Below are 19,155 nucleotides of genomic sequence, written 5' to 3'. Positions count from 1 at the left end.
CCGCTGGTGCCCGTTGTGAACAGTTCTCCCCGTCGCCCCCATGCCAGCCAGGTCCAGAAGGGACTGACGCCACATGCCCGCATCCGCAATGTCATTGCGGTCGGCTCGGGCAAGGGCGGTGTCGGCAAATCCACCACGTCGGTGAACCTGGCAGTGGCGCTGCAGCAGCTCGGTGCACGCGTGGGCGTCCTTGATGCGGACATCTACGGCCCAAGCGTGCCGGCCATGCTTGGCCTGTCAGGCCGCCCGGAAAGCCCCGACAACAAGAGCATTGAGCCGCTGCGTGCGTTCGGTGTGGATACGATGTCGATCGGCTACCTGATCGAGGAAGACACGCCGATGATCTGGCGTGGGCCGATGGCCACGTCGGCGATGACCCAGCTGTTCAACGACACCCTGTGGGACGACCTGGACTTCCTGCTGATCGACCTGCCGCCGGGTACCGGTGACATCCAGCTGACCCTGACCCAGAAGATCCCGCTGGCCGGTGCGGTGATCGTCACCACGCCGCAGGACATCGCCACGCTGGATGCGAAGAAGGCGCTGAAGATGTTCGAGAAGGTCGAGGTGCCGGTGCTGGGCATCGTCGAGAACATGGCGGTGCACACCTGCAGCAACTGTGGTCACGTCGAGCACCTGTTCGGCGAGGGCGGCGGCGAGCGCATGGCCGCGCAGTACGGTGTGCCGCTGCTGGGTTCGCTGCCGCTGCAGATCGGCATCCGCGAGCAGGGCGACGCTGGTACGCCGATCACCGTGGCGCAGCCCGATTCGGTCCCGGCCCAGGCCTACCGCCATGCCGCGCAGCGCCTGATCGAAGAAGTGGGCAAGCGCCCGCGCGCTTCGATTCCGATCCTGTCGTCGCTGCTCTGATCACAGCTGCAAAGAAAAAGCCGCCGGCGCAAGGCCGGCGGCAAGTTGGAGCGTTCCTGGAGAGGAAGCTGCTTACCAGTCGTACTGGACCTGGAAGCGGACGGCACGCGGATCGTTGAAGTACTTCGGCGTGTTGTAGTTGTAGTAGTTGCGAATGGTCGGAGCGGAGCTGGGGCGACCGTACTTGGTTTCGTACACCTGCACCGGCTTGATGTTGTTGAAGGCGTTGAGCACGGACACCTGCAGGCTCAGGCCTTCCAACCAGTTCGGCGTATAGGTGATGTTCGGGCTGACGGTGAACTGCCATGGCGTGCGGCCGGCGCTGCCGACCTTGGCGATGTCGTCTGCCGGAACCCGGCCATTGAGCTCGCAGCTGTGGAATACGCCGGAGTAGCCGTACTCGGTGTCGAAGCTGCCATAGCCGCCGCCGAGGCAGCTCTTCGGTGCGCCGGACTGCGCCAGGATGTTCACGCCGACCGACCACTCGTCGGTGAACTTGTAACCACCAAACAGCTTGATGCTGTGGCGATGGTCGTTGAACAGGTAGCCGTCCGAGCCATACATGATCTCGGCGAAGTCGAAGTCCGACGTGGTGCCGGTGTCATCCTGGCCGTTGGTGCTCTTGACCAGGCCTTCATAGTTGCCTTCCAGCTTGGACCAGGTGTAAGAGAAGCTGGCATACCAACGTTCGGTCTGCTTGTCGGCGCTGAGGGTGACGGCCTTGTACGTACGCTTGGCCTTCGGGCCGAGGCTGGCGCCCGGAACAGTGATCTCTTCCGCCGTACCGTTGCCATCCACATCAAGGGTGACCTTCAGGTCGCTACCCGGGTTGTAGATCCAGCAGCCGGGCAGGCCTTCCGGCACGGTCCACGGGTCGGACCAGTTGGACAGGTCATAGCCTGCGGCAGCTGCGGCGTTGTACAGCGAGCGCGAGTCGCAGGTGTCGTCGATCACCTTGTTGGCGCGGCGATAGGTCGCCTTGATGCCAACGGTCCAGTCGTTGAAGAAATCGATCGACGAGCTGACCTGCTGCTGGTAACCGATGATCAGTTCGTCCTGGGTGTAAGGCTTCAGGCCCTTGGACGCGACTGCGCGCGGATCCGGAGTGACGCCGCTTTCGCCATTGACCACGGAGTCGTTCGCACCATCCTCGAAACTGCCGGTGACGTTCGGAGCGCCATTGGCGCCGATGCCGTCGTAGGTGTAGTACTGGTCCAGGTAGTAGGAGGCGCTGGCTGCGCGCAGTGCCACGTTTGCCGCGATCGGCAGCGAGTACCGGCCCACCGAAGCGAACAGCTTGCTGCGACCATCACCCAACAGGTCCCACGAGAAGCCAAAACGCGGCTGCCAGATGTCGTCCTGCTTGACGAACGTTGCACCGTCGGAGTTCTTGTTGTTGAACGAATCGTTACGAATGCCGCCGTACAGCATGAAGTTGTCGGTGATCTGCCAGTTGTCCTGCAGATACCACGACTTCTGCTTGATCTCGATCGAACCACCGTTGCGGAAGTTCACGAGATTGGCGTAGTCGTCGAACAGGTACCAAAGTGCTCCGCCCGAGTACGAGGTGCCCTGCACGGACGTCCATTTTTCATCGCTGTAACCAAAGCCGACCTTGTGGTCGCCCAGCTGCCAGTCGAAGTCGAGGCGAGTGCCCTTGCGTTCGTTGCGGCCGCCGAAGATACCGACGGTGCTGGCAACCGCACAGCCGATCTGGCGGCCGGTGCCGCCGGTGGCCGAGCGGTAGTCCAGCACATAGGGGCACGCACCCTGCGGGCTGTTGATGTCACCGTTGTAGGCATCAAAGACGCCATCGGCGCTGATGGTGTGTTCCGATGAACGATTGCGCATCTGCCCGTACTGCAGGGATGCGGTCAGGTTCTCGGTGAGATAGCTGGTCCACTTGAAGACGTCGGTCTGGCCGCCGCTCTTGCCGATCAACTGGCCCAGGTCGCCGGTCTTGGCCGGTTCGCCACCAGCGTTGGGGCTGTCATAGGCCGCAGTGTAGTAGTCATACGAGTAACGACGGCTGTTGTCGAAGCCGGTGTACTCCAGGTGGTTGTTCTCGTTGAGGTACCAGTCGACCTTCAACAGCCAGTAAGGCGTCTTCGACTCATAGTCATAGGCGCTGGTCGACAATGCCGCAGCCGACGGCGGACGGCCATTGGTGGTGTACTGGGAGCCGCGGTTGCCGAAGTTGCCGGTCTTGGAGTTGCTGAACTGGCCCATCGCGAACACGAACAGCTTGTCCTCGATCAACGGACCGCCAGCCCAGACGCTGTACACGTTGGAGCTGCTGCTGTTCTTGTCGTACGAACGGAACAGCGAGCCATCGCTGTAGTAGGTGTCCGGAGCTTTTTCACGCAGCGAGTCCGGGGTGCCGGTCCAGCTGAAACCACCCTTCCATTCGTTGGTGCCGCGCTTGACGTTGACGCTGGTCACGCCACCGGTGGAGAAACCGTACTGAGCACCATAGCCGCCGGTCTGCACGTCCAGCTGATCGATGGCCTGGTACGGGATCTCCGAGAAGGACAGGCTGTCATACAGATTGGTGACGTTGAATCCGTTGACGTAGTAGCTGTTTTCCGCAGCCGACGCGCCACCGAACGAGGCTGGGCCGAAATAGCCGCTCGATGCGACGGTGCCCGGGGTCAGCAGCGAGACGCTGGTGATATCGCGGGCGACCGGCAATGAATTGAGCTTGTCGGCAGTGAAGGTGGTACGCGATTCAACGCTGCCCAGGTCGATCGTGTTGGCCGCGCCCAGGGCGCGCACGTTGACGGTATCCAGCGATGTTGCACCGCTGCTGTTCGCCGAGGCGAATGTCGCGAACGACTGTTGTCCGGCGACCACGGTGACGCGGGTGGTCGCAACCGGATTTCCACCACTGACCGTGGTGACCTCATAAGTGCCGGTCGGCAATTGGGAGATGCGGAAACGGCCATCCGCGCTGACGTTCGCCTCGCGGGTGGCGCCGGAAGACAGGCTCTTGACCTGCACTTTGTCAGCCGACGTAGCGGTACCGACGATGTCGCCGGAAGTGCTCTGCGCATAGCTGGTGCCGGCGATGGCTCCCAGGACCATGGCCAGAGCGGTGCGCTTCAGACTGCGTCCATTGAAGTTCAGATTCATCGTGTTCCTTTGCGGTTGCAGAGGGAAATCGGTTGGGCTCAAAGGACCTGAACGAATTGTTCAGGATGAATGAAACCGTAACGATCAATCTTTCCTCATGCAACGTTCATCCGGCGCTCATGTCACCAAGGAGGCCGACTGGTGGCTTCATGTATTTGAATTTCAAGAAAAAATATTTTTATGTCGACATGTGTCATTGCAAACATGCTGATTGGATTTGACATAAATATGTGCTAACTGATTTAACTCGGTCGGCCTGGTCTCATTTGTTAGTCATCCTGCGCGTGCGTCTTTTCGCTGCGACGGCGCATGACAATGGAAGTGGCGCGCCAATCCGCATCATGGCCGGCACAGTCGGCCCGCCTGTAGAATCGCCGCCTCGGGCGCAGCCCGTTTCCCCCTCGTTCAACAGGACAGAGCATGAGCATCAAGAGTGACCGTTGGATCCGCCGCATGTCCGAGCAGCACGGCATGATCGAGCCGTTCGAGGCAGGGCAGGTCAAGCAGGCCAACGGCGAGCGCATCGTGAGCTATGGCACGTCCAGCTATGGCTATGACGTGCGCTGCTCGCGCGAGTTCAAGGTGTTCACCAACATCAACTCGACCATCGTCGATCCCAAGCGCTTCGACTCGGGCAGCTTCGTCGACATCACCGCCGACGAGTGCATCATTCCGCCGAACAGCTTCGCGCTGGCGCGTACCGTTGAATACTTCCGCATTCCGCGCGACACCCTGGTGGTGTGCCTGGGCAAGAGCACCTACGCGCGCTGCGGCATCATCGTCAACGTGACCCCGCTGGAGCCGGAGTGGGAAGGCCACGTGACCCTTGAGTTCAGCAACACCACGCCGCTGCCGGCGCGCATCTATGCCAACGAAGGCGTCGCACAGATGTTGTTCTTCCAGGCGGCGGCCGATGACGTCTGCGAGACGTCGTATCGTGACCGTGGTGGCAAGTACCAGGGCCAGACCGGCGTGACCCTGCCGCGGACCTGAAGGCTGTCGGCAGCTTGTGGGGCCGGGCGATGCTCGGCCTGACGTCAAGGCAGCCGAGCATGGCCCGGCTCTACATGAAGAAGGCGGCGCAATGCGCCGCCTTCTTCATTTCCCGCGACCGAACAGCATCGCGATACCGACACCCACCAGCGCCACCGGCCACCAGGTCAGCAGCAGCTTGGACAGGTTCAGGTGCGTCCAGCCGAGGTTGCTGGCGAGCATGAACAGACCGATCAGGATCAGCAGGATGGCGGCAACGAGGTTGAATCGCATCGGGTCGGCGAACGCTCAGGAGTGGGCCGGATATCCTAGCCGTTCCTTCCAGTAGGCGACATGCTGGTCCAGCGCGGCCGGCTCGTAGCGGTGCGCCGGCCCGCTGCCCCAGACCGGGCCGGGCCAGGCCGGGTCGCCATCGTGACGCCCGATCACGTGGAAGTGCAGCTGGCGCACGATGTTGCCCAGCGCGCCGATGTTGATCTTCTCCACGCCGTCGGAGCCCTTCAGGGCCTTGCAGGCGCGGTTGAGCTCGGTGCGCAGCTTGTCCTGCTGCTCGCCGTCCAGCTCGATCCACTCGGTCACCCCGGCCAGACGCGGCACGAGTACCAGCCAGGGGAATCGTTCGTCGTTCATCAGCCGCACTTGCGACAACGGTCCTTCCGCCACCAGCACGCTATCGGTGGCCAGGCGTGAATCGAGTTCGAAATCGCTCATCCAAGATGCTCCGAGAAGAAGTCCAGGGTGCGTTGCAGCGCCAGGGCGGCGCTGTCTGGATCATACGCATGTCCGACCTCCCGGTTGAAGGCGTGATCGGCCGGATAGACGTGGGTGGCCATCTGCGGCAGCTTCTCCCGGTGGGCCTGCACGGCCTCCGGCGGGATGCTGCGGTCCTGGGCGCCAAAGTGGAAAATCACCGGGGCCTTGGGCGTCTCATCCAGGAACTGGACGTTGCGCGCACCGTAGTAGCTGACCGAGGGCAGGCCCAGGCGCAGCGCGGACAGCATCGCTACCGTGCCGCCCCAGCAGTAGCCGACGGTGCCGACCTTGCCGTAGGGGGCCAGCCGGGTGGCCGCCGCGCGGACCACTTCCAGCGCCTTCTCCATGCCCAGCGCGCTCACCCGTTCCAGGCCCTGCTTCACGCCGTCGGCGTCATAGGGCAGGGCATCCGGATCGGCTTCTGCGCCATCAACCAGGTCGAAGAAGGACGGCGCCAGCACCGCGTAGCCTTCGGCCGCGAAGCGCTCGGCTACGCCGCGGATGTGCGGGTTGGCGCCGAAAATTTCCTGCACCACCACCAGCCCGCCGCGCGGGGTGCCTTCAGGGAGGGCCTGCCAGGCCCGTACCGCGCCGTGGTGCGTATCCAGGGTGATCCACTCGGCCATTGCTTCTACCTCATTGCGGGAACAGACCCGCATTGTCGGTGCTGCGCGGGTTAGCGCGGTGTCAGCGGCTGTGCGTGATCGGGCGGCTGGCCATTCAGAGCGAGGTCGCCAACCCCGGTATACTGGCGCCCTTTCAGGCCCCGGCCCCCAGGAACCCCTGCCACGCCGGCAGGGGCCCAGGCCCCCAGAGTCCCGCGATTCCATGTCCCAGCTGAACCCCAAAGTCGGCTTCGTCAGCCTTGGCTGCCCGAAGGCCCTTGTCGATTCCGAACGCATCCTTACCCAGCTCCGCTCGGAAGGCTACGACATCGTCCCGTCCTACGATTCGGCCGATGTGGTGGTGGTCAACACCTGTGGCTTCATCGATTCGGCGGTGACCGAGTCGCTGGACGCGATCGGCGAGGCGATGAACCAGAACGGCAAGGTCATCGTCACCGGCTGCCTGGGCAAGCGCCCTGAGCAGATCCGCGAGGCGTACCCCAACGTGCTGGCGGTGTCCGGCCCGCAGGACTACCAGAGCGTGATGGAAGCGGTGCATGAAGCATTGCCGCCCAAGCACGATCCGTTCGTGGACCTGGTGCCCGACTACGGTATCAAGCTGACTCCGCGCCATTACGCTTACCTGAAGATTTCCGAAGGCTGCAACCACAAGTGCAGCTTCTGCATCATTCCGTCGATGCGAGGCAAGCTGGTCTCGCGCCCGGTGGATGAGGTGCTGCGCGAAGCCGAACGCCTGGTACGCGGTGGCGTGCGCGAGCTGCTGGTGGTTTCGCAGGACACCTCGGCCTACGGCGTGGACGTGAAGTACGCCGAAAAGATGTGGCGCAACAAGGCCTACCAGACCCGCCTGAAGGCGCTGTGCGAAGGCCTGTCCGAGCTGGATGCGTGGGTGCGCATGCACTACGTCTACCCGTACCCGCACGTGGACGAAGTGGTGCCGCTGATGGCCGAGAACCGCATCCTGCCGTACCTGGACATCCCGTTCCAGCACGCCAGCCCGCGCATCCTGCGGCTGATGAAGCGCCCCGGTGCGGTCGAGAAGACCCTGGAGCGCGTGCAGAACTGGCGCCGCATCGCGCCGGACATCACCGTGCGCTCGACCTTCATCGTCGGCTTCCCGGGCGAGACCGAATCCGAGTTCGAAGAGCTGCTGTCGTTCCTTGACGAAGCGCAGCTGGACCGCGTGGGCGCGTTCGCCTATTCACCGGTTGAAGGTGCCACCGCCAACGATCTGCCCGATGCGGTGCCGGAAGAGGTGAAACAGGAACGTCTGGCCCGCTTCATGGAGAAGCAGGCGCAGATCTCAGCCGCGCGCCTGGAGGCCAAGATCGGCACCGTGCAGCAGTGCCTGGTCGACGCCATCGAAGGCGATATCGCCGTGGCCCGCTCCAAGGCCGATGCCCCGGAGATCGACGGCTTGGTGCACATCCAGAATGCCGACCAGGTGCCACTGCGCGTGGGCGAATTCGTGGATGTGGAAATCACCGAGAGCGACGAGCACGACCTGTACGGTGACGCGCTGCCGGCCGCCACCCGCCCGGCATTCGATCTCAAGATGCTGTGACCGCAGCGACGACCGCCGCCGGTGACGGCAGCGGCGTCCGCCGCTTCGTGCCGCCGCCGCGTGCGGCGGTCGATCCGCAGGTGTTCGCGCACCCGGTGTTTGCCGGATTGCGCGACGTTCGTGACCTGCTGGCCAGCCCGGAGTGGCCGTCCATTGCAGCGCTCGAGACACGCCTCGCGCTGCCCGGCAAGCATCTGGTCGAGCAGGATGCCACGCTGCTGACGGACGGCCTGCACTACGAAGTCCGCATCGCACAGGGGCGCATCGCCACCCGCGCCGACAACTGGCATGACCTGTTCAACGCACTGGTGTGGGCCCGTTACCCGCAGCTCAAGCAGGCGCTCAACGTGCAGCAGTGCAGGCATATCGCATCCATGCCGCCGGGCCAGCGCAATCGCGCACAGGCGGCACTGACCCAGTTCGACGAGACCGGCGTGATCGTGCGCGTGCGCCATCACACGCTGCTGGCCGCCTGGGATGCGCACGACTGGCGTGCACTGTTCGAATCGAGATACTGGCTGAGCGGCGACATCGCCATCGCTGCGGTATTCGGCCATGCGCTGATGGAGCAGGCGCTGCTGCCGGGGCGTCTGCTGGTGGGCAAATGTGTGGTAGTGCACGGCGAAGTCGATGGTGCCTGCGTTGATGCAGTCGCCGCGGCCATTGCCGAGGGCAGAGCAGTGACCGATCCCTTGCAGCTGCGTCCGCTGCCGTTGGCCGGAATCCCGGGCTGGCACCAGGGACAGGACGCCGCCTTCTATGCCGATGCCGAGTACTTCCGCCCGTTGCGCGCCGGCCGCCAGTATCCGCCGCCGTTGCACGGCGCTATGTAGAGTCGACTGTCAGTCGACTGCTCTTCGTTCCGAGGCTGTGAACGCCTGACAGATGGCTTCGGCGAGTCATCAACCGCGACGAGGATCGCGGTGCGTTTGCCGTCCGGCTGCGGAGGTTTGTGCCGCGCTTCGCGCGGTAGTCGACTGACAGTCGACTCTACAACGGCTCGTATTCCACCCCGATTACCGCAAAGGTGAACTGGCCGCCGGGCAGTTCCACCGAGAATTCATCATCCAGCCGCTTCTTCAGCAGCGCACGCGCCAGCGGCGAATCGATGCTGATCCAGCCCAGGCCTGCGTCGGTCTCATCCGGGCCGACAATGCGATAGCGGCTGGTGTCGCCACTGTCCACGTTCTCCAGTTCCACCCACGCGCCGAAGAACACCGCCTGCGGATCGGTCGGCGTGGTGTCGACCACGCGCAGCGATTCCAGCCGCTTGGTCAGATAGCGCACGCGGCGGTCGATCTCGCCCAGCTGCTTCTTTCGATAGGTGTACTCGGCGTTTTCCGAACGGTCGCCTTCTGCGGCGGCTGCGGCCAGTGCCTTCACCACCTCGGGGCGCCGCACACGCCACAGGTCATCCAGTTCGGCCTTCAACCGGGCGTGGCCGGAGGCGGTGATCAGGGCGGTACTCTTTTCTGCAGGGGGACGCCAACGCGACATGTGGTGCGACTTCTTTTCTGGATGACAAACGGGGTAGCGGGGGCGGAGCCCGCCCTGGCGGGTGGGATCCGACCGCGGGGCCAGATCCCTTTCCAGCGGAAAGGGCTCCGATCCCAGTAGCGGCAGGTCAGCGCTTGCCGCCGAAGATGCCGCCCAGCAGGCCGCGCACGATCTGGTTGCCCAGCTTGGTGCCAACGGTACGCGTGGTCTGCTTGGCCATGGTTTCGATCATGCCCTGGCGGCGCTTGGTGCCGAAAATCGCATCCTTGATCGCCTGGCCGAAACCGCCTTCCTGCGCTTCGTCCTGCTCACGGCTGCGCGCGGCCGGCGCCTGCGCCTGTTCGACGGTCTTCTGCGCACGCTGGGCCAGCAGTTCGGCGGCCGATTCGCGGTTGATCGCGGTGTCGTAGCGGCTGCCGACCGGGCTGCCGGCACGCACCTGGGCACGCTCGGCCTCGGTGATCGGCCCCATCCGGCAGCGCGGCGGTGCAATCATCGTCTGCTGCACCGGCATCGGCACGCCCTTGTCCTGCAGCGTAGAGACCAGCGCTTCGCCGGTGCCGAGCTGGCTCAGTACCTTGGCCACGTCCAGCTTCGGGTTCGGCACGAAGGTTTCAGCCGCGGTCTTCACTGCCTTCTGGTCGCGCGGGGTGAATGCACGCAGCGCATGCTGCACGCGGTTGCCCAGCTGGCCGAGGATGTTGCCCGGCACGTCATCAGGGAACTGCGAGCAGAAGTACACGCCCACGCCCTTGGAGCGGATCAGGCGCACCACCTGCTCGATGCGCTGCACCAGCGAGGCCGGTGCGTCGTCGAACAGCAGGTGGGCCTCGTCGAAGATGAAGACCAGCTTCGGCTTGTCCAGGTCGCCCACTTCCGGCAGCTGCTCGAACAACTCCGACAGCAGCCACAGCAGGAAGGTCGAATACAGCTTGGGCTTGAGCACCAGCTGGTCGGCGGCGAGGATGCCGATCACGCCGCGGCCGTCGTGATTGACCCGCATGATGTCGGCCAGTTCCAGGGCCGGCTCACCGAAGAAGTTCTCGCCGCCATCCTGCGCCAGGCGCAGCACCGAACGCTGGATCGCAGCGATGGACTGCGCGCTGACCAGGCCGTATTCGGTGGAGATGTCCTTGCGCTCCTCGGCCACCAGGCCAAGCAGGGCGCGCAGGTCGTCCATGTCCAGCAGCAGCAGGCCACGGTCGTCGGCCAGCTTGAACACGATGTCTAGCACGCCGGACTGGGTGTCGTTCAACTCGAGGATGCGCGCCAGCAGGGTCGGGCCCATCTCGCTGACCGTGGTGCGCACCGGGTGACCCAGCTTGCCGTACAGGTCCCAGAAAAGGGTCGGGCTGGCGGCCGGCGCGTAGTCGGCCACGCCGATCTCGGCGGCGCGCTTGAGCAGGTTCTCGGCGCCGGTGCCGGGCACGGCCAGGCCGGAGACATCGCCCTTCACATCGGCCAGGAATACCGGCACGCCCAGTCGCGAAAAGCCCTCGGCCAGCGTCATCAGGGTCACGGTCTTGCCGGTACCGGTGGCGCCGGCCACCAGGCCGTGGCGGTTGCCGAGTTTCGGCAGCAGGGTGACGGCAATATCGTCGGTAATGCCTTTGCCGAGCAGAATCGGATCCATGGTCCAGCCCTTGTGGTGAATAGCCCAATGTTAACCGCCGGCGGTGACGGTCCGAAGGTCGGCTTGCCCGGACCTTGGCGGCGCCGCTACTCTGCCTGCCTGTTTCGCACACAGTGCCATCAATGCCCGTTCCTGTCCTGATTTCCCGCGGTTGGCCGCTGCTGGCCCTGGCCGGCCTGGTTTCCCTGGCACCCGACGCCCATGCACAGCGGGTCTCGGCCCGGGACAAGGTGAAGGTGGATGCGCTGCAGCAGCGCATGACCGCCGCCGAGAAGCGCTACAGCGACGCTCTGCTGCTGGTCGCCAACGCCGACCCCAAGGGCAGCAACGAGGCCGATGCCGCGCTGGAGGACATGGAAGATGTCCTCAACGACTGCGTGAAGCAGAAGGGCTGCCAGATGGGCACCCTGCTGGCCAGCTACAAGCGCCTGCTCAAGCACGACGCCGATGCGGCCGCCAGCGATGACGTCGCCGACGAGGGCGGTGACCGCCTGGAAGCCGACCCCGACCACATCGGCCCGCTCACCGCCGACGTGCCCGAAGCCGCCCGCGCCGCCGCGCTGCTCAACGACAAGCGGCACGCCTTCGACAGCATGGTCGAATACAACCCGGCCGTGCAGGCCGGTATTCGCCGCTGGCTGACCGACATGCGCCCGGCGCTGCTCACCAGCTATGAGAACTACCAGAACCTGCGCGCGGTGATGTGGCCGGAGTGGGAGAAGCGTGGCCTGCCCGAGGCACTGCTGTTCGGCATCATGGCCAAGGAATCCAACGGTCGCGTGCACGCCTCCTCGCGTGCCGGCGCAGCCGGCCTGATGCAGTTCATGCCGGCCACCGGCCGCCGCTTCGGCCTCGGCCCGGACGGCACCGGCTTCGATACCCGTTTCGATGCGCGCAGTGCCGCTGAAGCCAGCGCCAGCTACCTCAACGAGCGCCTGCGCGAACTGAACAACAACGTGGAAATGTCGGTGGCCGCCTACAACGGTGGCGAAGGCCGTGCCGCGCGCGTGTTCAAGCAGAGTGCTGGGCAGAGCTTCTGGACCGACAGCGTCTACAACCAGTTCCCGGGCGAGACCAAGGACTACGTGCCGATGGTGATCGCCGCGGCCTGGATCTTCCTGCACCCGCAGCAGTACGGCGTGGAGTTCCCGAAGATCAGCGCCCAGCCGGCCACGCTGCGCCTTGCCAAGTCCACCACCATCTACGAACTGACCATCTGCCTGGGCAGCCACGGTACGCGAGATGGCTACATGCGCGCGCTGCGCAACCTCAACCCGCGCTATGAAGCCGATGGCTGGATTCCGGCCGGTACGCTGATCAACGCTACCACCCGCATCGCCGGCCTGTACCAGCGCAACTGTGTCAGTGGCCCGCGCGCCGACCTGGCCCGCACCCTGATCACCGCCGATCTGAATGCGGCGATCAAGCGCCCGACTGCGGCCAGCTACACCGGCAGCGTGGCGGTGGGTGGTGTGGTGCCGGTGGCCGACGCGGCCGCATCCACCAGCGTGCCGACCGCACCGGTGGCTGCGGTGGCGGCGCCGCGCCCGGCACCGGCCGCCCGGCCGAAACCGGTGCGCAGCCACAAGGTGGGCAAGGGCGAAACCCTGGGTGCCATCGCGGCGAAGTTCCAGTGCGACGTGCCGACCCTGGCCCGCGCCAACGGCCTGAAAGCCCCGGCCTACAGCCTGCGCCACGGCCAGACGCTGAAGCTGCAGGGCTGCGACAAGTAATCCCCCACGACCCCTGGAACCTGCATGGACCTCGAAGACACCCGCAACCTGTTCGCCAACCTCCGCGAAAACACCGACTGGGACATCAACGGCCCGTTGCTGTGGGGGTACTTCTTCGTCCATTCCAGCGCCGAGCCGCTGCAGGCACTGGCGGATCATCTGCAGGGGCAGGGCTACAGCTTCGTCGAACTGTTCGAACAGGAGCCGGAAGAGGGCGGTGCACCGTTCCATGTGCTGCACGTGGAGCGCGTGGAGATCCACGACGAAGCGTCGCTGGACCGTCGCAACCAGGAGTTCGCGGCGTTGGCTGCGGAAAAGGGTGTGGAAGACTACGACGGCATGGACGTCGGCCCTGCACCGGCCCTGCAGTAACGCGCTTCTGGCTGTAGAGCCGAGCCCATGCTCGGCTTCCTTTGCCCACAGAAATGCATGACCGGTTGCAGCCAGCAGCCGAGCATGGGCTCGGCTCTACATGTACCTCAGCGCAGTTTCGCCAGCGCCTGGCCCAGCTGCACCGGGCTTTCGGCACCCAGCTGCGGGGCAAACTCGGCCACGCCCGGCGGCAGCAGCACGATCACGGTCGAGCCGTAGTTGAAGCGCGCCATCTCGGCGAAGCGCTCCAGCTTGATGCCCTGGCCGCGGTAATCCTTGCGGGTGATGCGGTCGCCATAGTGCGGAATTTCTTCGCCGCTCCATACGGTTTCCACACCGGACACCAGCAGCGCACCGACCATCACGCTGACCATCGGCCCGAAGCTGGTGTCGAAGTGGCAGACCAGGCGCTCGTTGCGGGCGAACAGGCGCGGCACCCCGTTGACGGCCGCAGGACCAACGCTGAACAGGCGGCCCGGCACGTGCACGGTTTCACGCAGGGTGCCGGTCCACGGCATGTGCACGCGGTGGTAGTCGCGCGGGGACAGGTACACGGTGGCGTACAGGCCGTCGTTGTACGGCTTGGCGTCTTCGTCGCTGCCCAGCAGCTCGGCGGCGGTGAACGACTGCCCCTTGGCCTGGAAGATGCGGCCGGCCTCGATCTTCCCCAGCTGGCTGATGCGGCCGTCGGCCGGCATCACCAGGCTGCGCGGATCGGCATCGGCCACGCGCGCGCCCGGCTTCAGCGCACGGGTGAAGAACTGGTTGAAGGTCGCATAGCTGCGCGGGTCCGGGTTGGCCGCTTCGTCCAGGTTGACGTTGAACTTGCGGGTGACCGTGTCGATCAGCCAGCGCGACACGCGCGGATCGTCCGAGTACGCCAGCGAGCGCGCCATCGAGGACAGCAGGCGATGGGGCAGGGCGTACGTCAGGGCGGTGGTGAGGCTCATGGGGCGGTTTTCTCGGTCAGCTTCTGCAGGTCGCGGGCAATGGCCGGCGCGTTGAACGGGGGGCGTACCAGGCCGGCAAGACGGCCCTGCGGGTCGAGCACGGCCAGGCTGGCCGAGTGCTCGACGGTGTAATCCTCGGGATTCTCGTCGAAGTGCTTGCCCGGCACCTTCTGGAACACGAAGCCCAGCGAGGTGGCGAAGCGTTCCAGCGAGGGCACATCGGCGGTTGCGGCCAGGGTGTCCTTGTGGAAGCCGTGCACGTACTCGCCCAGCCGCGTGGCGCTGTCCCGTTCGGGGTCGACCGAGATGAACAGCACCCGCGGGCGCAGCGTGTCAGGCAGGGCTTCCCACTGGTTCTGCGCGCCGGCCAGCTCGGCCAGGGTGGTCGGGCAGACGTCGGGGCAGAAGGTGAAGCCCAGGAACACCAGGGTCCAGTGGCCCTTCAGCTCGCCGGGGATCAGCCGGGTGCCGTCGGACTGTGCCAGGTTGAAGTCGGGCAGCTCACGCGGCTGCGGGTACAACGTGATTGCTTCGGTGGCCGGGGCGTTGGCCGGGGGCTTCGGCGCGAATGCCTGCTGGGCGGCCAGCAGGCCGAGCCCCGCCGCCAGGGCGATCAGCAGGATGATGCCGGCGTTGCGATTGAACATGGGAGCTCCCGCGCGAAATGGGCTCCATCATACCGGCTGCGGCCCGATCGTTTCCGCCGCAACGGATGCCGCCACGGGCGCCAGCCCCTATAATCGGGGGCCACTTTGCCCGCAGTACCGCCATGACCGCTGAAACGGCCGCCGAACTCCACACGATCATCGATCTGATCCGCTACGGCACCAGCCGTTTCAACGAAGCCGGACTGACCTTCGGGCACAGCTACGACAACGCGCTGGATGAGGCCACCCAGCTGGTGCTGCACAGCCTGCACCTGCCGCACGATCTCGGCCCGGCCTATGGCCAGGCGCGCCTGCTGCAGGCGGAGAAGCTGCGCGTGCTGGAGCTGTTCCAGCGTCGCATCGATGAACGCATCCCGGCCGCCTACCTGACCGGTGAGGCCTGGTTCGCCGGCCTGAGCTTCAAGAGCGACAAGCGCGCCCTGGTGCCGCGCTCGCCGATCGCCGAACTGATCGAATGCGGCTTCGAGCCGTGGCTGGCCGGCCGCGATGTCAGTCGTGCGCTGGACCTGTGCACCGGTTCGGGCTGCATCGCCATCGCCATGGGCCACTACTACCCGAACTGGGAAGTGGACGGTGTCGACCTGAGTGACGACGCGCTGTCGCTGGCCGAGGAAAACAAGGAGCGCCTGCAGGCGCACAACGTCACGCTGCTCAAGTCGGACCTGTTCAACGGCCTGACCGGCCGCCACTACGACCTGATCGTCACCAACCCGCCGTACGTCACCAACGACGAGACCGATGCCCTGCCGCAGGAATACTCCTACGAGCCGGAGATGGGCCTGCGTGCCGGCGACGACGGCCTGGACCTGGTGCTGAAGATCCTGCGCGACGCCCCGCTGCACCTGAGCGAAGACGGTCTGCTGATCTGCGAAGTGGGCGAATCCGAGCAGCACCTGATCAAGCTGCTGCCGGAAGTCGACTTCGCCTGGATCGAGTTCAAGGTCGGCCAGATGGGCATCTTCGCGGTCGAATGCCGCGAGCTGATCGCCCACAGCGCACGCATCACCGAACTGGCGGCGCAGCGCCCGTGAGCTCCAATTCGTTCGGCAAGCTGTTCACCGTCACCACGTTCGGCGAGTCGCACGGGCCGGCCATCGGCTGCGTGATCGATGGCTGCCCCCCGGGGCTGGCACTGGACGCGGCCGAATTCGCCCACGACCTGCAGCGCCGCGCGACCGGCAAGAGCAGGCACACCTCGGCGCGCCGCGAGGCCGATGAGGTCGAGATCCTGTCCGGCGTGTACGAGGGCCTGACCACCGGCACGCCGATCGCCCTGCTGATCCGCAACACCGACCAGCGCAGCAAGGACTACGCCAACATCGGCCAGCAGTTCCGGCCGGGTCATGCCGACTACAGCTACTGGCACAAGTACGGCATCCGCGACCCGCGTGGTGGCGGCCGTTCCTCGGCGCGCGAAACCACCATGCGCGTGGCCGCCGGCGTGGTCGCCAAGAAGTGGTTGGCCGAGCGCTTCGGCGTCACCGTGCGTGGCTACCTGTCGCAGCTGGGCGACATCACTCCGGCCGGTTTCGACTGGTCGGCGGTGGAAGACAACCCGTTCTTCTGGCCGCACGCCGCACAGGTGCCGGAGCTGGAGGCGTACATGGATGCGCTGCGCAAGTCCGGTGATTCGGTCGGTGCGCGCGTGGACGTGGTGGCCGACAACGTGCCGCCGGGCTGGGGCGAGCCGATCTACGGCAAGCTCGACGGTGACCTGGCCGCCGCGCTGATGAGCATCAATGCGGTGAAGGGCGTGGAGATCGGTGACGGTTTCGCCAGCGCTGCGCAGAAGGGCACCGAACATCGCGACCTGCTGACCCCGCAGGGCTTCGCCAGCAACCATGCGGGTGGCATCCTCGGTGGCATTTCCACCGGCCAGCCCGTGGTCGCGTCAATTGCGTTGAAGCCGACCTCCAGCCTGCGTCTGCCGGGTCCGTCGCTGGACACGGCCGGCAACGTGGTCGAGGTGGTCACCACCGGGCGCCATGATCCCTGCGTCGGCATCCGTGCCACTCCGATCGCCGAGGCGATGGTGGCGATGGTGCTGATGGACCAGGCACTGCGCCATCGCGCGCAGTGCGGCGATGTCGGCACGATCACCCCGCGCATTCCCGGGCAGATCGATGGCTGACACGCGGCCGACCGTGTGGGTGAGCCAGCCGCTGATCGACGCGGCCATCGCGCCGCTGCGCGATCGCGTGCAGCTGCGCAGCACCGACACCGTCACCGCCTGGTCGCCCGACCAGATCGCCGAACAGCTGGCCAGCGCCGACGGCGCGATCATCACCCTCAACGAACGCATCGGTGCGGCCCAGGTGGCCGATGCCACGCAGCTGCAGGTGATCGCCAATGTCGGCGTCGGCTACAACAACCTGGATGTCGACGCGCTCAGCGCGGCCGGCATCCTGGCCAGCAACACGCCGGACGTCCTGACCGAAACCACCGCCGATCTCGGCTTCGCGTTGCTGATGGCCACCGCGCGCCGCATCACTGAATCCGAGCGCTGGCTGCGCGAAGGCCAGTGGCAGCAGTGGTCGTTCCAGACCATGCTCGGTGCCGACATCCACGGCAGCACGCTGGGCATCCTCGGCATGGGCCGCATCGGCCAGGGCGTCGCCCGCCGCGGCGCGCATGGTTTTGGCATGAAGGTGCTGTATCACAACCGCTCGCGGCTGCCCGCCGCGACCGAGGCGGAGGTGGGGGCCCGTTACGTAGACCTGGACACGCTGCTGGCGCAGTCCGATCACCTGCTGCTGGTGCTGCCGTATACCGCGGCCTCGCACCACCTGATCGATGCCGCCGCGCTGGCGAAGATGAAGCCGTCGGCGACGCTGGTGAACATCGCCCGTGGTGGCCTGGTTGATGAGATCGCGCTGGCCGATGCGCTGGCCAAGGGTCGCCTTGCTGCAGCGGGTCTGGATGTGTACGAAGGCGAGCCGAAGGTGCGCCCCGAACTGCTGGCACTGCGCAACGTCGTGCTCACTCCGCATATCGGCAGCGCCTCCCTGGCCACGCGCACGGCGATGGTACAGCTGGCCGTGGATAATCTGGTTGCCGGGCTCGGCCTGGATGGCGGCCCGTCGTGCATGCCGAGCGCGATCAACGCTGACGCGGCGATGGCCGCGCGCGTGACGCTGGGCAAAAAAACCGGGAAACGATAGGGAACCTCCGCGCGCCCCGCTTGAGGAGGTTCCCCGAACCCAGCTGTCGTGCGTGTTTTTTTCCCCATTCCCGTTTTTCGTGAGAGTTTCCCCCATGAGCAATGCACAGCGCAGTTTCCACGTCGCCGTCGTCGGTGCCACCGGTGCGGTCGGCGAGACCATGTTGTCGATCCTGGCCGAGCGTGATTTCCCGGTCGGTACCCTGAGCGTTCTCGCTTCCGAGCGTTCGGCCGGCGGCGAGATCGAGTTCAACGGCCAGAAGGTCACGGTCCAGGACCTGGCCACCTTCGATCCGACCGGTGTCGAGATCGCCCTGTTCTCGGCTGGCGGCAGCGTGTCCAAGGAATACGCACCGAAGTTCGCCGCAGCGGGCGCGGTGGTGATCGACAACTCCTCGGCCTTCCGTTACGACGATGACGTGCCGCTGGTGGTGTCCGAGGTCAACCCGGAGCAGGTCGCCAACCGTCCGCGCGGCATCATCGCCAACCCGAACTGCTCGACCATGCAGATGCTGGTGGCGTTGGCGCCGCTGCACCGCAAGTACGGCATCGAGCGCATCAACGTCTCCACCTACCAGTCGGTGTCCGGCGGCGGCCGTTCGGCTACCGAGGAACTGGGCAAGCAGACCGGCCAGCTGCTGAGCTTCCAGGAAATCGATCCGCAGCGCTTCCCGGTGCAGATCGCCTTCAACCTGATCCCGCACATCGACGACTTCCAGGACAACGGCTTCACCAAGGAAGAGATGAAGCTGATCTGGGAAACCCGCAAGATCCTCGGCGACGACAGCATCCTGGTGAACCCGACCGCGGTGCGTGTGCCGGTGTTCTACGGCCACTCCGAGTCGGTTGCGATCGAGACCCGTGACAAGGTCACCGTGGCCGAAGCGCGCGCGCTGCTGGAGCAGTCGCCGGGCATCGAAGTGGTGGATCGCCACGAGGCCGGTGGTTACCCGACCCCGGTCACCCATGCCTCGGGCACCGACGCGGTGTACGTCGGCCGCATCCGCGAGGACCTGTCGCACCCGCGCGGCCTGAACCTGTGGATCGTGTCGGACAACGTGCGCAAGGGCGCGGCGTTGAATGCCGTGCAGCTGGCCGAGCTGGTCGCCGCCGAACAGCGTTGATGGAGAGGCCGGGCAATGCCCGGCCTTTTCTGTAGAGCCGAGCCCACGCTCGGCTCAGGCCATGCAGCCGAGCATGGGCT

18 protein-coding genes are annotated in these 19,155 nt (G+C 65.6%); 10 read left to right on the top strand and 8 right to left on the bottom strand.

The window, feature by feature from the left end; all coding sequences use genetic code 11:
* Positions 1-15: 15 nt before the first annotated feature.
* Complete coding sequence (gene apbC, locus N5J73_RS08905; RefSeq protein ID WP_049447715.1) at positions 16-870, top strand: iron-sulfur cluster carrier protein ApbC; 855 nt, start codon at positions 16-18, stop codon at positions 868-870.
* Between the two features lie 72 nt (positions 871-942).
* Here the strand turns inward: apbC and N5J73_RS08900 are convergent, their stop codons facing one another.
* Positions 943-4,002, bottom strand: a complete 3,060-nt coding sequence (locus N5J73_RS08900) for a TonB-dependent receptor (RefSeq protein ID WP_049447713.1) — start codon at positions 4,000-4,002, stop codon at positions 943-945.
* A 420-nt stretch (positions 4,003-4,422) separates the two neighbouring features.
* On the opposite strand from N5J73_RS08900, the gene dcd reads away from it, so the two are divergent.
* Positions 4,423-4,995, top strand: coding sequence for a dCTP deaminase (gene dcd, locus N5J73_RS08895; protein WP_049447712.1), 573 nt, complete (start codon positions 4,423-4,425; stop codon positions 4,993-4,995).
* Between the two features lie 105 nt (positions 4,996-5,100).
* Here the strand turns inward: dcd and N5J73_RS08890 are convergent, their stop codons facing one another.
* The 3 genes from N5J73_RS08890 to N5J73_RS08880 are packed head-to-tail and all read right to left on the bottom strand — an operon-like array spanning position 5,101 to position 6,374.
* A complete protein-coding gene (locus tag N5J73_RS08890) occupies positions 5,101-5,268 on the bottom strand; it encodes a DUF5668 domain-containing protein (protein ID WP_005410498.1) in 168 nt (55 codons plus the stop codon).
* 15 nt (positions 5,269-5,283) lie between these two features.
* On the bottom strand, positions 5,284-5,706 hold the full coding sequence (locus tag N5J73_RS08885; protein WP_049447711.1) for an HIT family protein: 423 nt from the start codon (positions 5,704-5,706) through the stop codon (positions 5,284-5,286).
* A complete protein-coding gene (locus tag N5J73_RS08880; protein WP_049447710.1) occupies positions 5,703-6,374 on the bottom strand; it encodes a dienelactone hydrolase family protein in 672 nt (223 codons plus the stop codon). The genes N5J73_RS08885 and N5J73_RS08880 overlap by 4 nt, the downstream gene beginning before the upstream one ends.
* Positions 6,375-6,576: 202 nt before the next feature.
* On the opposite strand from N5J73_RS08880, the gene rimO reads away from it, so the two are divergent.
* Both rimO and N5J73_RS08870 read left to right on the top strand, forming a co-directional pair.
* Complete coding sequence (rimO, locus tag N5J73_RS08875) at positions 6,577-7,938, top strand: 30S ribosomal protein S12 methylthiotransferase RimO (RefSeq protein WP_049447709.1); 1,362 nt, start codon at positions 6,577-6,579, stop codon at positions 7,936-7,938.
* Positions 7,935-8,771: a DUF3025 domain-containing protein gene (locus N5J73_RS08870; RefSeq protein WP_049447707.1), complete on the top strand. Its 837-nt coding sequence runs from the start codon at positions 7,935-7,937 to the stop codon at positions 8,769-8,771. The genes rimO and N5J73_RS08870 overlap by 4 nt, the downstream gene beginning before the upstream one ends.
* A gap of 157 nt (positions 8,772-8,928) precedes the next feature.
* Here N5J73_RS08870 and greB read toward each other — a convergent pair whose 3' ends face one another.
* Both greB and N5J73_RS08860 read right to left on the bottom strand, forming a co-directional pair.
* Positions 8,929-9,435, bottom strand: coding sequence for a transcription elongation factor GreB (gene greB / locus N5J73_RS08865; protein WP_049447706.1), 507 nt, complete (start codon positions 9,433-9,435; stop codon positions 8,929-8,931).
* A 127-nt stretch (positions 9,436-9,562) separates the two neighbouring features.
* The gene (locus N5J73_RS08860) at positions 9,563-11,068 is read right to left on the bottom strand and encodes a helicase HerA-like domain-containing protein (RefSeq protein WP_049447705.1); all 1,506 of its coding nucleotides are present in this window, start codon (positions 11,066-11,068) and stop codon (positions 9,563-9,565) included.
* Positions 11,069-11,190: 122 nt separating this feature from the next.
* Between N5J73_RS08860 and N5J73_RS08855 the strand changes: the two genes are divergently transcribed.
* Together N5J73_RS08855 and N5J73_RS08850 are read left to right on the top strand one after the other, a co-directional pair.
* Positions 11,191-12,801: a transglycosylase SLT domain-containing protein gene (locus N5J73_RS08855; RefSeq protein WP_099588646.1), complete on the top strand. Its 1,611-nt coding sequence runs from the start codon at positions 11,191-11,193 to the stop codon at positions 12,799-12,801.
* Positions 12,802-12,825: 24 nt separating this feature from the next.
* On the top strand, positions 12,826-13,173 hold the full coding sequence (locus tag N5J73_RS08850) for a ribonuclease E inhibitor RraB (RefSeq protein WP_049447703.1): 348 nt from the start codon (positions 12,826-12,828) through the stop codon (positions 13,171-13,173).
* Positions 13,174-13,280: 107 nt separating this feature from the next.
* Here N5J73_RS08850 and asd read toward each other — a convergent pair whose 3' ends face one another.
* Both asd and N5J73_RS08840 read right to left on the bottom strand, forming a co-directional pair.
* Positions 13,281-14,123, bottom strand: coding sequence for an archaetidylserine decarboxylase (gene asd / locus N5J73_RS08845; RefSeq protein ID WP_049447702.1), 843 nt, complete (start codon positions 14,121-14,123; stop codon positions 13,281-13,283).
* Positions 14,120-14,770, bottom strand: a complete 651-nt coding sequence (locus N5J73_RS08840; RefSeq protein ID WP_049447701.1) for an SCO family protein — start codon at positions 14,768-14,770, stop codon at positions 14,120-14,122. The genes asd and N5J73_RS08840 overlap by 4 nt, the downstream gene beginning before the upstream one ends.
* A 122-nt stretch (positions 14,771-14,892) precedes the next feature.
* Here N5J73_RS08840 and prmB point away from each other — a divergent pair, with 122 nt between their 5' ends.
* The 4 genes from prmB (at position 14,893) to N5J73_RS08820 (ending at position 19,075) form a co-directional block, all read left to right on the top strand.
* Positions 14,893-15,822, top strand: a complete 930-nt coding sequence (gene prmB, locus N5J73_RS08835; protein ID WP_005410487.1) for a 50S ribosomal protein L3 N(5)-glutamine methyltransferase — start codon at positions 14,893-14,895, stop codon at positions 15,820-15,822.
* Complete coding sequence (aroC, locus tag N5J73_RS08830) at positions 15,819-16,922, top strand: chorismate synthase (protein ID WP_049447700.1); 1,104 nt, start codon at positions 15,819-15,821, stop codon at positions 16,920-16,922. The genes prmB and aroC overlap by 4 nt, the downstream gene beginning before the upstream one ends.
* Positions 16,915-17,952, top strand: coding sequence for a D-glycerate dehydrogenase (locus N5J73_RS08825; protein WP_049447699.1), 1,038 nt, complete (start codon positions 16,915-16,917; stop codon positions 17,950-17,952). Before aroC ends, N5J73_RS08825 begins: the two co-directional genes overlap by 8 nt.
* Before the next feature lie 94 nt (positions 17,953-18,046).
* Complete coding sequence (locus tag N5J73_RS08820) at positions 18,047-19,075, top strand: aspartate-semialdehyde dehydrogenase (protein WP_049445577.1); 1,029 nt, start codon at positions 18,047-18,049, stop codon at positions 19,073-19,075.
* Positions 19,076-19,155 lie beyond the last annotated feature (80 nt).

Origin of the sequence: Stenotrophomonas sp. GD03654, from assembly GCF_029845105.1 — a bacterium.
Lineage (GTDB): Bacteria > Pseudomonadota > Gammaproteobacteria > Xanthomonadales > Xanthomonadaceae > Stenotrophomonas > Stenotrophomonas africana.
The sequence above is the reverse complement of the archived record's forward strand: the minus strand, read 5'-3'. Positions and strand labels throughout refer to the sequence as shown.

Bases quoted from the DNA above. Each gene is read 5' to 3' on its own strand.
- N5J73_RS08890 (WP_005410498.1), bottom strand. From the start codon at position 5,268: ATGCGATTCAACCTCGTTGCCGCCATCCTGCTGATCCTGATCGGTCTG.
- prmB (WP_005410487.1), top strand. From the start codon at position 14,893: ATGACCGCTGAAACGGCCGCCGAACTCCACACGATCATCGATCTGATC.
- N5J73_RS08855 (WP_099588646.1), top strand. From the start codon at position 11,191: ATGCCCGTTCCTGTCCTGATTTCCCGCGGTTGGCCGCTGCTGGCCCTG.
- greB (WP_049447706.1), bottom strand. From the start codon at position 9,435: ATGTCGCGTTGGCGTCCCCCTGCAGAAAAGAGTACCGCCCTGATCACC.
- N5J73_RS08850 (WP_049447703.1), top strand. From the start codon at position 12,826: ATGGACCTCGAAGACACCCGCAACCTGTTCGCCAACCTCCGCGAAAAC.
- N5J73_RS08880 (WP_049447710.1), bottom strand. From the start codon at position 6,374: ATGGCCGAGTGGATCACCCTGGATACGCACCACGGCGCGGTACGGGCC.
- N5J73_RS08885 (WP_049447711.1), bottom strand. From the start codon at position 5,706: ATGAGCGATTTCGAACTCGATTCACGCCTGGCCACCGATAGCGTGCTG.
- N5J73_RS08820 (WP_049445577.1), top strand. From the start codon at position 18,047: ATGAGCAATGCACAGCGCAGTTTCCACGTCGCCGTCGTCGGTGCCACC.
- N5J73_RS08860 (WP_049447705.1), bottom strand. From the start codon at position 11,068: ATGGATCCGATTCTGCTCGGCAAAGGCATTACCGACGATATTGCCGTC.
- asd (WP_049447702.1), bottom strand. From the start codon at position 14,123: ATGAGCCTCACCACCGCCCTGACGTACGCCCTGCCCCATCGCCTGCTG.
- N5J73_RS08900 (WP_049447713.1), bottom strand. From the start codon at position 4,002: ATGAATCTGAACTTCAATGGACGCAGTCTGAAGCGCACCGCTCTGGCC.
- rimO (WP_049447709.1), top strand. From the start codon at position 6,577: ATGTCCCAGCTGAACCCCAAAGTCGGCTTCGTCAGCCTTGGCTGCCCG.
- N5J73_RS08840 (WP_049447701.1), bottom strand. From the start codon at position 14,770: ATGTTCAATCGCAACGCCGGCATCATCCTGCTGATCGCCCTGGCGGCG.
- N5J73_RS08825 (WP_049447699.1), top strand. From the start codon at position 16,915: ATGGCTGACACGCGGCCGACCGTGTGGGTGAGCCAGCCGCTGATCGAC.
- dcd (WP_049447712.1), top strand. From the start codon at position 4,423: ATGAGCATCAAGAGTGACCGTTGGATCCGCCGCATGTCCGAGCAGCAC.